The following is an 11,252-nucleotide window of genomic DNA, read 5'->3' as shown; positions in this document are numbered from 1 at the left end:
GGTCGGATCACTCACTGGCGAGTCGGATCAGGTGTTGACCGAACAGGGTGCCGGCTGAACCAGGCCCGGCCGTTCAGCACGGCCGGGCGAGGACTTCCGCCTTTCCCTCTCTTCAGATGCGCACCGTCAGGCGCGGCAGTGGAGCATGGTCAGCGGCGGGTTGGCGAGGAAGTCGGCCCAGTAGTCGGCGCCCAGTGCGCGCAGGCCGTCCTCCGGCACGTGCAGCGGCACCCAGGTCACGTCGTGGAAGCCCGCCCGGCGCAGGCTCTGTTCGTACACCTCGCGACGCGGATACGACGTCACGAACGCCACCGGCGGGTCGAGCAGCGCGGTGATGCGCACCCGGGGGCCGACCGGGCCCTCCCCCACGGGCTCGTACGTGAAGCCGTACTTGGCCATGGACGGGCCGTCGAAGCGGTAGGCGGGCGCCTGGGTCAGCACGCAGAAACGGCCGCCGGGAGCGAGGCTGCGGTGGACCGACCGGCACATGCGCTCCATCGCGGCCGCGTCCTCGGCGTAATTGAGCAGGTACACGGCGCTCACCACGTCGAACGGCCGCTCCGGCGCCGGCAGTTCGGCGACGTCGGCGACGGTGTAGCGCACGCCGAGCGGGGCACGCTCCTCGATCGCCCGGGCGGCGGCGGCCATCTCGGTGGAGATGTCGACGCCGAGCACGTCGGCGGCGCCCAGGCGTTTGATCTGCCGGGTGTAGAAACCGGTGCCGCAGGCCAGGTCGAGCACCGATGCGCCGCGTACGTCACCGAGCATCGCCAGGAAGCTGGCGGACTCCGCGTAGCGGGCCATCGGCAGCGACTTGAAGCCCTCGTAGGTCTCGCCGATCTCGTCGTACTGCTGCACGCTCATGCCGTGCTCCTTCCGATGGTCCGTGGTACGAGCCGCACGGGCTCGGGGTCGGTGCGCACGGTGTCCTGCCGTGCCGCACCACGCGGGAGCGGGGCGCGGCGGAGCAGGTCGCCCGCGAGGGCGGTGCGCCGGCCCTGGTGGGCCGCGGCGGCGATGGTCTCCGGGGTGGGCAGGTCACCCGCGGAGCGGGGGTGGGAAGCGCCGTACGGGTTGCCGCCCGCCGCCTCGACGGCCGGATCGGTGTAGCCGGGCGGCACCAGCACCGCGCCCGCGTGCAGCAACATGTGGCCGAGGTCGAGGACAGCCGTCTCCGAACCCGCGTGCGGCGCCGGGGTGGTGGCGAAGCCGCTCGCCGCTTTGCCCCACAGCGGGCTCCGGCCGCCCTCGGCGGGCTCCAGCGTCTGTACGAAGTCCAGCAGCGGCGCGGCCAGGGCGCCCAGCCGGACGCGCCCGCCGAACAGCACCGCGTCGGCCCAGGCGATGTCCTCGGGCGCGGCGGGCGCGGCCCAGGGCCCCAGCCACTCCGCGGGCCGCGCCCCGCCCCCGCCCGGCACCCGCCGCAACCGCACCCGCGCCCCGACGGACCGCGCCGCTGCGGCGGCCTCCTGCGCGAGGATCCTGGTGGCGGCGTCCGCACCGTGGTACACGACGGCGAGCCGGACAGGGCAGGGCGTGGCGTCGAGAAGCCCGGAGTGCGCGACACGGGCAACACCGTCCACCTGCCCACCGAACAGAACTCCGCCCGGCTCCGCACGGGGGAACCTCGCCTCAGAGGGTGGGGTGAGGCCGGTCGGGTCGGCTCCGGGAGCGGCCTGCGCACACCCGGCGAGGACAGACGCCCCGGCGCCGGCGCCGTCCGATCGCCCGCCCGCAGCCACCACACCCGGGCCGCTACCGACCGACCGCCCCCGCAAGGCCTCAACCCCCGAGCCGGAAGCGTCCGTTCGCCCACTCGGGCAGTCCGCCCCCGGGGCAGTCCCGTCCCTTCGCCCGCCCGCAGCCACCGCACCCGGGTCAGTCCCGCCCGATCGCCCGCCCGCAGCCACCACACCCGGGCCGCTACCGACCGACCGCCCCCTCAGGGCGTCGACCCCCGAGCCGGTGGCGTCCGATCGCCCGGTCGGGGCGGGCCGTGGCGGGCGCTGGGCGGGGGTGGGTGTCAGTGGGGGTGATGTGGTGGGCGCAGCGCGGGCGCGGGCCGTGAGGGCGGCCAGGCGGCGGCCCAGGGCGCGGGCGGCAGCGCGCTCGTGCGGGGCCGGTTCGCCCTGGCGGTTGTCGGCGGCCAGGCCGTACGGTGTGCCGCCCGCCGCGCGGGTGACCGGGTCGGCCGGATCGGCCCCGGCCACCCAGCAGCCCCAGTGGTACAGGGTGTGGTGCAGGGCCATCAGCGTCGCCTCCCGGCCGCCGTGGCGCTGGGTGGACACGGTGATGCCGGTCGCCACCCGGTCGGCGAGCAGCCCCTGCCGCCACAGCGGCGCGGTCGACTCCAGGAACCGTTTGAAGGGCGAGGACACATTGCCGTAGTAGGTGGGGCCGGCCAGCACCAGCCCGTCCGCCCACACCACGTCCTCCGGTTCGGCCACCCGCTCCGGCCATCCCCGGCCGGAGGGCCCGTCGTCCGCGACGCGCACCAGCCGCACTTCGGCTCCGGCCTCCCGCGCCCCCTCGGCGGCCAGCGCCGCCAGGGCGCGCACGGTGCCGCGGCGGCTGTGGTACACCACCGCGATCCGGTGGCTCATGCCGCGCCTCCTTCCGCCGTGCGCCCCTCCGCACGCGCCGGTTCCGGTTCCCGTTCCGTACGAGCGTCCGCGTGCCCCGCCACCTCGCCGCCCGGCAGGTCCCGCGTGCGCAGCAGCAGCCGCACGTCGTCGCCCAGGCGGGTCACGTCGCCCAGCCGCAGCCGCAGGCCCGCCATGAGGGTGGGGGCGCCGAAGTCGTCGAGGACGGGGCGGGCGGCGGCACCCAGCACCAGGGGCGCCACGTACGCGACGACCCGGTCCAGCAGGCCCCGGGCGACGCAGGACGCGGCGAGGCGGGCGCCGCCCTCCAGCAGAACCGAGCGCACGCCCCGGGCCCACAGATGGTCGAGCAGGACGGCGATGTCGAGGACACCCCCGGTGACCGGCACCCGCAGCACCTCGTGCCGGCCGGGCAGCACCGGCTCGGGTGTGTGCGGTCCGATGACGACGAGGGTGGGCGCCGCGTCGTCGAGCACGCGCGCGTGCGGCGCGATGGTGCCGTCGCGGTCCAGGACGACGCGGAGCGCAGGCGCGCCCGCCACGTCGTGCCGCAGGCCCAGGTGCGGGTCGTCGGTGCGCAGCGTGCCGGAGCCGACCAGCACCGCGTCGTGCGCGGCGCGCAGGGCGTGCGCGTCCTGCCGGGCTCCGGGGCCGGTGATCCACCGGGAGGTGCCGTCCGGCGCCGCCGCCCGGCCGTCCAGGGTGCCGCCGAACTTCCACGTCACGCACGGCCGTCCTTGGCGGACGGCGGTCAGCCACAGCTCGTTGCCGCGTTCGGCCTCGGCGCGCAGCACCCCGCCGGTCACCTCGACCCCGGCGTCCCGCAGCCGCGGCGCGCCGCCCGCCGCGGTCGGGTTGGGGTCCGGCACCGCGTACACGACCCGGGCGATCCCGGCCCGCAGCAGCGCCTCGGCGCACGGGCCGGTGCGGCCCTGGTGCGCACAGGGCTCCAGGGTGACCACGGCGGTGCCGCCGCGCGCCCGGTCCCCGGCCACGGCCAGCGCCTCGATCTCGGCGTGCGGCTGCCCGGCGCCCCGGTGGAAGCCCTCCCCCACCGGTGTGCCGTCCGCACCGAGGATCACGCAGCCGACGACGGGGTTGGGGCTGGTCCGGCCCAGCGCGGACGCGGCCAGCTCGACGGCCCGGCGCATGGCGGACTCCTCGGCCGGAGAGGCGAGATGAGTCAACTCGTAGTCCACATCAGGATTTTGAATATCCGTCACCTGTTCGGTCACGGCGTCTCCGCGAGGCGAAAGCCCATGGCGTAGAGGGCGCGGTCGTACCAGCCGTGGCGGCGCCGGGTGCGGGCCAGGTCGCCGAAGCGGGTGAAGCTGCCGCCCCGGGCGATGCGGTACGTGCCCCGGGTGACGGCCAGGTCGTCGGCGACGGCGCTGCCGCCGGGGTAGGGCCGGTAGTCGTCGGCGGTGTACTCCTCGACGTTGCCCGCCATGTCGTGCACCCCGAACGGCGACCGCCCGGACGGGTGCACGCCGATCGGGGTGGTGGACAGCGGCCCGCCCTCCACGGTATTGGCGCGGTCCGGCTCGAACGTCCCGCCCCAGGGGAACTCCCGCCCCTCGCGCCCGGCGGCGGCGTACTCCCACTCCGCCTCGGTCGGCAGCCGGAACGCGCGGCCGGTGCGGTCGGCGAGCCACGCGGCGTACGCGTCGGCGGCCTCGGGCGGCACGGTCCACACCGGGTGGTTGCCGAGCCCGTCGGGGTAGCCGCCGAACCGCCACGAGGTCGGCAGCACGGTGCCGCGGGTGTCCTCCAGGAAGCGCCGGTACTCGGCGTTGGTGACCGGGTGGAGCGCGATGCGGAACGCCGGCAGGTCCACCTCGTGGGCGGGGCACTCCTTGGCGATCCAGTCCTGGATCACCCCGGCGTGCCGCCAGCGCGCGGTGACCCGGCCGGCCTCGTCCGGGTCCAGGCCGAGCCGGACGCGGGCGGCGGGGACGGCCGCCATGGGCGGGTCGTCGGGGCGGATGCGGGGGTCGCCGATCAGGCCGAGCACGGTGCCCGCCGCGTACCGGCGCGCGAAGGACAGCTCAGGGTCCTCCGCCACCGCGACGAGGGTGTCGGCGGGCACGCCGAGCAGGTCGCGGTGGTCCCGCAGCGGCCAGGGACCGGTGCGTGCCGCGAAGGAGTCGGGCAGCCCCATCGCGGCCCGGTCGGAGAGGGTGTTGGGGTTGGCCATCACCGGGGTGCCGGTCACGGATGCCTCCCGTGGGTGCTCGGAGCGGAGATCGCCGGGTCGTCGGCGGTGAGCAGGTCGGTGGGGACCGCGTCGGCCACCGCCCGGTAGCCGGCGTCGTTGAGGTGGATGTGGTCCCCGGAGTCGTAGGCGGCGCGCACCCGCTGCGGGTCGGCCGGGTCGCGCACGACCGCGTCGAAGTCGGCGACGGCGTCGAAGTCCGGGGAGGTGCGCAGTGCGGCGTTGAGGGCGACACGCTGCCGCTCGGCCTCGGCGGTCCACAGCGGCGAGTCCTCGAACGGGGTGAGGGTCCCCACGATGACGGGGATGCCGCGCGCGTGCAGCCGATCGGCGAGGGTGCGCAGTCCGGCCAGGACCTCCTCGGCGCGCGCGTAGGGGGCGAGTTGGAGGTCGTTGATGCCTTCGTAGAGGACGGTGGCGCGCACCCCGGACTGGTGCAGCACGTCCCGGTCGAGCCGGCCGAGCGCGCTGGTGCCGCGCTGCGGACGCTCGGTCTCGGCGCCGTCGCGCAGCACCCGGTTGCCGCCGATGCCCTTGTTGAGCACGCCGAGGCCCCGGGTGGCGGGGTCGGCGGCGAGACGGCGGGCGAAGGCGTCGGTCCAGCGGCCGTTGTCGTTCAGGGTGGAGCCGGAGCCGTCGGTCTGCGAGTCGCCGAGCGCGACGACGGTGCCGCGGGTGGCCGCGCCGCGCACATCGACGCCGGTCAGGAAGAACCAGGAGCTCTCGGCGCCGGTGAAGGCCGCCGCGCCCGCGTCGCCGGTGTGGTCGCCGGGTTCGGAGACGTAGCTGGTCTGCTGGGCCAGCCAGTGCCAGGTGGCGGGGCCGGTCGGCCGGGGCAGGTGGACACTGACCATCAGGTCGGCGCCGGCGGGCACGTCGTAGGGCAGCGGGTCGCTGACGGCATCCGCACCGGCGGGCACCGTGGTGCCGAAAGCGCCGCCGAAGGTGACCGTGTGCAGACTGCCGGGGACGGCCGTCGCCGCGTGGGACGACTCGGCCCGGCCCACCGTGACCCGGCCGAGCACCAGGTCCCGGGTGCCGTGGGCGTTGGAGAGCCGCAGCCGCAGCTCACCGCCGCCGACCGAGGTGTGCACGATCATGCGTACGGTCCGGTCGTCGAAGCCGGTCCGCGAGGTACCGTCCGGTGCGGCGGGCGCCGGCGCGGTGCCCCAGGTGCCGGACCAGGTACCCCCTGCGGTGCCCGCGGCGGGACTCCCGGTGGGGCGGGCGGCGGCCGACGGGGCCGTGCCCAGCAGAGCGGCCAAGGTCACCGCCACGAGCGCACCGGAGAGCGGACCGCCGCGTCTGCGGACCGCCCTCATCGGACACCGTCGCCCGAGGTGGCACGGTAGGCGCCCACCAGGTAGTGCAGCCCGGCCGTGCCGCGCGGCACCAGCCGCACGTCGACGGGCGTGAAGCCGTGTGCGGTGACCAGTTCGGTCAGCTCCCCCTCGGTGAACTCCCGGTACAGGCGCCGCGCCCCGTTGGCGAAGAGGCGGCCCGGACCGGCCGCCGACCGGAACACGGACACCGTGAACAGACCGCCGGGGCACAGCAGTTCGTGGATCCGGCCGAGGTAGCGGGCGTAGCCGTCGGGGTGTTGGTGGTGCAGGCAGCCGTTGTCGAGTACGGCGTCGTGGACGGCCGTGCCGTCCAGGTCGGACAGCGAGCACACCTCGAACCGCGCCCGCCCGTCGCTGCGGGCGGTGAGCGCGGCCCACTCGGGTGACTCGACGAGGTCGATACCGGTGACCCGGCAGCCCGCGTCGAACAGGAGGGCGGCGTCGCGGCCGTGTCCGGTGCCGATGTCGAGGACGTGCGCGCCGGGGCGGTCGCCGAGGAGACGCAGCAGCAGGCGGGGGGCCTCGCGCATGGCGTCCTCGGCGGTCCACACGTCGCGTCCGTTGACGTAGTGGTCCTGGAAGTCGGCGCGCAGCACTTCCGCGTACGCCGACTCGTCGGGCGGCGCGGCGGGCGCGGGAGTGACGGAGTACCGGTCGGCTATCTGGTGGTCGGACATGGGTGATGACGTCCTGTCGTGTGGGTGGGCACGGGGAGGGGCGGCGGACGGGCGGGAGGGGCACACACACGAAGGTGCCGGAGAGGACACGCTGCTCCGGCACCGTTCGTGCGGGGCGCCCCCGCCGTCGTTCAGCCGGCGACCGTGTAGACCTGCCCGTCGTACGAACCGGCGACGAAGAGCTTGCGTGCCGTGTCGTAGGCGAGGGAGGAGATGCCGGCGGTGGTGGGCCGGTCGGTGGCGGCCCAGCGGCCGTCGACCCGGTCGTAGATCGCGATGCGGCCGTTGTAGCTGCCGGTGGCGATCAGGCGGCCGTCGGCGTCGGCGGCGACGCACTTGATGGAGTGTGTGTGCGGCGTGGACAGGACATGCAGGGTGCGGTCGGGGTTCCAGATGCGCAGCTGCAGATCGCGGCCGATGCTGGCGAACCAGCCGTCACCGAGGCCCGCGCAGCCGTTGGCGATCTTGTCGTGGGCGTCCTCGACGGTGGCGACCTTCTCCAGCGTGGAGAGTCGGTACCAGGTTGCGGAGGCGTCGGCGGCGACGGAGAACAGCAGGTCGCCGGAGACCGCGACGCTCTTGACGGCGTTGACGTTCAGGGGCAGATCCGCGACGTGCTCGACGGTGTCGCCGGTCAGCTTGAGCAGCAGCCCCTCGCCGGTGTAGGCGCCGACCACGGCGTACTGTTCGCCGTCGCGTTCGAAGGCGACACCGCAGTTCAGCGGCGAGCGGTGCTGGTAGAGCTCACGGCCGGTCAGCGCGTCGAAGACCTTGCCGAGCTGGCCGCCGGAGAGCACCAGACCGCCCAGCGGGGTGAGGAAGTTGCACAGGCTGCCGGTCTCGGCCACCGGTTCGCCGTCGCGCCGCACCACGCCCGCGTCGCCGACGGTGAGCGTCGAGCCGCCGCGCTCCGGCAGCACCGCGTTGACGCCGCCGGTGGGCGGCACGACGGCGGTGTCCCAGGTGCGCGCCTGGTAGTCGTAGCCGCGGTAGGTGGCACCGAAGGTGGCGAACACCAGGCGCGTGCCGCCCGCGAAGGCGCAGGACCGGGGCCAGACGTCGTCGGGCAGGGCCGTGGTGTCGCGGGCCTCGGGGACGCCGGAGGAGACGTCCCACAGCCGCATCCTGCGGTCGTAGGAGAGGCTCACCAGCAGGTTGCGCGAGTCGTCGAGGACGAGGCGCTTGATGCCCGCGTCGTGCGCGGGGACGGTGGTGCGCTCGCTGGGGCCGACGACGATGATCCGGCCCTCGTCGTTGCCGGCGAAGATGGTGCCGGAGGAGGAGATGGCGACCGTGTCGGTCTCCACGCCGTCCATGTCCAGGTCGGCGATCATGCCGCCGGTCTCGAGGGACCAGCGCTTGATGGTGCCGTCGTCGCTGGAGGAGATCAACTCGTCGGCGTCGCGGGCCCACTCGACGGAGATGACGTCGGCGGTGTGCCCCTCGAACCGGTGCAGCAGACGGCCGGTGAAGTCGTAGACCCGCACCCGGTGGTCACGGGACGCGGTGGCGACGAGTTCCCTGCCGGGGTGGAAGACGGACATCTCCACGTCGTCCTCCTGGTCCCCGAGGACCGCCACCAGCCGCAGGTCGGGCACGGTCCACAGGCGGGCGGTGTAGTCGCTGGAGGAGGTCAGCAGGTGCTTGCCGTCCGGCGCGAACTGGCACTGGTTGGCCAAGTGGTCGTGGAACGAGCGAGCCACCGCCCGCCCGGTGCGCTGATCCCAGCATATGACCTGGTTGTCGTAGCCGGCCGTGGCCACATACGCGTCCCGCCAGGCGGCGATGCCACTGATGGGCCCATGATGCTGGATCATATGGACTCTCCCAGGAGCTCGATGGTGTGTCCGCCCTGCTCGGCCTTGACCCGCAGATAGTCGTGGTTGCGTTCGGTCCGGTGGATGCCCGTGGGCATGACCTCCTCCACGGCGATGCCGTAGTCCTCCAACTGCCGGACCTTGTCCGGGTTGTTGGTGCGCAGCCGGATGCGCGCCACGTCCAGGGCGCGCAGCATCTGCACGGCGACGCGGTAGTCGCGCATGTCGTCCGAGAAGTTCAGCTCCCGGTTCGCGGCGAAGGTGTCCAGACCCTGGTCGTCCTGGACACGGTAGGCGTCGAGCTTGTTGTACAGCCCGATGCCGCGCCCTTCCTGACGGAGGTACAGCAGGATTCCCCCGGTCTCGGCGAACAGGTCGACGACTTCGGCGAGTTGCGGTCCGCAGTCACAACGGGCGGAGCCGAACACGTCTCCTGTGAGGCATTCCGAGTGCACGCGCACCAGGGGTACGGACCGTGCGGACGGGAACACGACGGCGATGTGTTCCCGTCCGTCGGCGAGCCCGGTGAAGCTGATCATTTCGGCGGTGCGCCAGGAACCGTCGCTCAGGTTCACCGGCACCTCGACCCGGGTGCGGATCGTGGCCTCGGTGGCGAGCGGCCCGGTCCTCGGTTGTGGCATCTTGTCGCTGGACGTGCTCAACATGGATCGTCCCTCCGCTGGTAACAGCCCGATCACGTAATCACGCCGTCACCACTGCGCACAGTACGGACAGACCGAGACACCCTCCGAAACGTTTTGTGTTCAACACCGAGATGGAAGCGGTCACCGTGAGGTTCGGAAGGGGACCCCGCCCACGGGTCAGTGCGGTCGGCGCAGTCCTGCGACGAGGAGTTCGACGAGTCGGCGCGCGTCGTAGCGGGGGTCGTTGTCCGCGCCGACGCAGAGGTTTCCGACGCCGCGCATGAGTGCGTAGGCCTGCAGGTCGGAGCGGATCTCGCCGGAAGCGGCCGCGGCCTCGAGCAGCTGGGTGCAGACGGGCACCAGGCGGTCGAGGAAGTAGGCGTGCAGTGTGTCGAAGCCGGCGTTCTCCGACTGCAGCACGGCAGCGAGGCCGTGCTTGGTGACCAGGAAGTCGACGAAGACGCTGACCCACTGCCCCAGGGCGGCGTACGGAGTGGCGCTGCTCGCCAGCAGGGCCGGACCGGCCTCGGCACAGGCGTCGACCTGGTGCCGGTAGACGGCGATGATGAGATCCGCTCGCGTCGGGAAGTGGCGGTAGATCGTGCCCACCCCGACGCCGGCCCTGGCCGCGATGTCGCGTACCGGCGTCTCCACGCCCGACGCGACGAAGGCCGCGGCGGCCGCATCGAGCAGCGCCTCCTTGTTGCGCCGGGCGTCCTTCCGCTGGGCAGGGGCTGCGCGCCCCGCACCCTCGCCGCCGTGGTTCACCGCGCCACTCCCTTCCGAAGCCGAGCTTGCAAAAACGGAACAGCGTTCCGTATCGTTAACGGAACGAGGTTCCGTTTGCTCATGATGTCAGAGCAGGGGCCCGGCAACCAAGCCATGCAGTGCCACCATGCCTCACCCGTCAGGGAGGAACACGGTCATGCAGTACCGCACTTTGGGCCGCACCGGTGTGCAGGTCAGCACCCTCGCGCTCGGCGCGATGAACTTCGGCGCGATCGGACGCACCACGCAGGACGAGGCCACCGCCGTCGTCGACGCCGCACTCGAGGCCGGGATCAACCTCATCGACACCGCCGACATGTACAGCCGGGGCGAGTCGGAGGAGATGGTCGGCCGGGCCGTCGCCGGGCGCCGCGACGACATCGTGCTGGCCACGAAGGCGACCATGCCGATGGGCGACGAGCGCAACCATCAGGGCAGTTCGCGCCGCTGGCTGGTCACCGCGCTGGACGACAGCCTGCGCCGCCTCGGTGTCGACCACGTCGATCTCTACCAGATCCACCGCTGGGACCCGCGCACCAGCGACGAGGAGACGCTGTCGGCTCTGACCGACCTGCAGCGCGCGGGAAAGATCCGTTACTTCGGCTCCTCGACCTTCCCCGCGTACCGCATCGTGCAGGCACAGTGGGCCGCCCGGGACAGCCACCTGAGCCGCTACGTCACCGAACAGCCCGGCTACTCCGTCCTCCAGCGCGGGATCGAGACCCATGTGCTGCCCGTGACGGAGCAGTACGGGCTCGGTGTGCTGGTGTGGAGCCCGCTGGCCTCGGGCTGGCTTTCGGGCGCGATCCGCGCGGGGCAGGACATCAGCACCAGCCGCTCGGCGTTCATGCCGGACCGCTTCGACACCACTCTTCCGGCCAACCGGGCCAAACTCGACGCCGTCGAGCAGCTGGCCAAGGTCGCCGACGAGGCCGGCCTGACGATGATCCAGCTCGCGCTCGGTTTCGTGACCGCACACCCCGCCGTGACCAGCGCGCTCATCGGCCCCCGCACGCTGGACCACCTGCACGCGCAACTGGCCGCCGCCGACACCGTGCTCTCCGCCGACGTGCTCGACGCGATCGACGCCATCGTCGCCCCCGGTGTCGACCTGGCCGCGCACGAGAAGTACGACACCCCGCCCGCGCTGCTCGACCCGTCGCTGCGACGCCGCTGACCGACCGA

10 protein-coding genes are annotated in these 11,252 nt (G+C 73.5%); 1 reads left to right on the top strand and 9 read right to left on the bottom strand.

Features of this window, described 5'->3' with window-relative positions; translation table 11 throughout:
• Window positions 1–126: 126 nt before the first annotated feature.
• The 9 genes from ABZ471_RS11810 to ABZ471_RS11770 all read right to left on the bottom strand — a co-directional run bounded on the left by ABZ471_RS11810 (window position 127) and on the right by ABZ471_RS11770 (window position 10,067).
• On the bottom strand, window positions 127–864 hold the full coding sequence (locus ABZ471_RS11810) for a class I SAM-dependent methyltransferase (RefSeq protein ID WP_359065088.1): 738 nt from the start codon (window positions 862–864) through the stop codon (window positions 127–129).
• A complete protein-coding gene (locus ABZ471_RS11805) occupies window positions 861–2,603 on the bottom strand; it encodes a flavodoxin family protein (RefSeq protein ID WP_359065086.1) in 1,743 nt (580 codons plus the stop codon). Before ABZ471_RS11805 ends, ABZ471_RS11810 begins: the two co-directional genes overlap by 4 nt.
• Window positions 2,600–3,754, bottom strand: a complete 1,155-nt coding sequence (gene ribD, locus ABZ471_RS11800) for a bifunctional diaminohydroxyphosphoribosylaminopyrimidine deaminase/5-amino-6-(5-phosphoribosylamino)uracil reductase RibD (RefSeq protein ID WP_359065096.1) — start codon at window positions 3,752–3,754, stop codon at window positions 2,600–2,602. The genes ABZ471_RS11805 and ribD overlap by 4 nt, the downstream gene beginning before the upstream one ends.
• An 80-nt stretch (window positions 3,755–3,834) precedes the next feature.
• Window positions 3,835–4,818 (bottom strand): SUMF1/EgtB/PvdO family nonheme iron enzyme, encoded by a 984-nt coding sequence (locus ABZ471_RS11795; RefSeq protein WP_359065084.1) that lies wholly within the window; start codon window positions 4,816–4,818, stop codon window positions 3,835–3,837.
• Complete coding sequence (locus tag ABZ471_RS11790; RefSeq protein WP_359065082.1) at window positions 4,815–6,095, bottom strand: SGNH/GDSL hydrolase family protein; 1,281 nt, start codon at window positions 6,093–6,095, stop codon at window positions 4,815–4,817. The genes ABZ471_RS11795 and ABZ471_RS11790 overlap by 4 nt, the downstream gene beginning before the upstream one ends.
• Window positions 6,096–6,136: 41 nt before the next feature.
• A complete protein-coding gene (locus ABZ471_RS11785; RefSeq protein ID WP_359065080.1) occupies window positions 6,137–6,838 on the bottom strand; it encodes a class I SAM-dependent methyltransferase in 702 nt (233 codons plus the stop codon).
• Between the two features lie 131 nt (window positions 6,839–6,969).
• Complete coding sequence (locus tag ABZ471_RS11780; RefSeq protein ID WP_359065078.1) at window positions 6,970–8,655, bottom strand: hypothetical protein; 1,686 nt, start codon at window positions 8,653–8,655, stop codon at window positions 6,970–6,972.
• Window positions 8,652–9,320, bottom strand: coding sequence for a GTP cyclohydrolase II (gene ribA, locus ABZ471_RS11775; protein WP_359065076.1), 669 nt, complete (start codon window positions 9,318–9,320; stop codon window positions 8,652–8,654). Before ribA ends, ABZ471_RS11780 begins: the two co-directional genes overlap by 4 nt.
• Before the next feature lie 156 nt (window positions 9,321–9,476).
• Window positions 9,477–10,067 (bottom strand): TetR/AcrR family transcriptional regulator, encoded by a 591-nt coding sequence (locus tag ABZ471_RS11770; RefSeq protein WP_359065074.1) that lies wholly within the window; start codon window positions 10,065–10,067, stop codon window positions 9,477–9,479.
• A 157-nt stretch (window positions 10,068–10,224) separates the two neighbouring features.
• On the opposite strand from ABZ471_RS11770, the gene ABZ471_RS11765 reads away from it, so the two are divergent.
• Complete coding sequence (locus tag ABZ471_RS11765; protein WP_359065072.1) at window positions 10,225–11,244, top strand: aldo/keto reductase; 1,020 nt, start codon at window positions 10,225–10,227, stop codon at window positions 11,242–11,244.
• Window positions 11,245–11,252 lie beyond the last annotated feature (8 nt).

The organism is Streptomyces sp. NPDC005728, from assembly GCF_040630895.1.
Lineage (GTDB): Bacteria > Actinomycetota > Actinomycetes > Streptomycetales > Streptomycetaceae > Streptomyces.
The sequence above is the reverse complement of the archived record's forward strand: the minus strand, read 5'-3'. Positions and strand labels throughout refer to the sequence as shown.

What these genes read in the sequence shown, in the direction of transcription:
- ABZ471_RS11810 (WP_359065088.1), bottom strand. Translation starts at nt 864, where the DNA reads ATGAGCGTGCAGCAGTACGACGAGATCGGCGAGACCTACGAGGGCTTC.
- ABZ471_RS11805 (WP_359065086.1), bottom strand. Translation starts at nt 2,603, where the DNA reads ATGAGCCACCGGATCGCGGTGGTGTACCACAGCCGCCGCGGCACCGTG.
- ribD (WP_359065096.1), bottom strand. Translation starts at nt 3,754, where the DNA reads ATGCGCCGGGCCGTCGAGCTGGCCGCGTCCGCGCTGGGCCGGACCAGC.
- ABZ471_RS11785 (WP_359065080.1), bottom strand. Translation starts at nt 6,838, where the DNA reads ATGTCCGACCACCAGATAGCCGACCGGTACTCCGTCACTCCCGCGCCC.
- ABZ471_RS11780 (WP_359065078.1), bottom strand. Translation starts at nt 8,655, where the DNA reads ATGATCCAGCATCATGGGCCCATCAGTGGCATCGCCGCCTGGCGGGAC.
- ribA (WP_359065076.1), bottom strand. Translation starts at nt 9,320, where the DNA reads ATGTTGAGCACGTCCAGCGACAAGATGCCACAACCGAGGACCGGGCCG.
- ABZ471_RS11765 (WP_359065072.1), top strand. Translation starts at nt 10,225, where the DNA reads ATGCAGTACCGCACTTTGGGCCGCACCGGTGTGCAGGTCAGCACCCTC.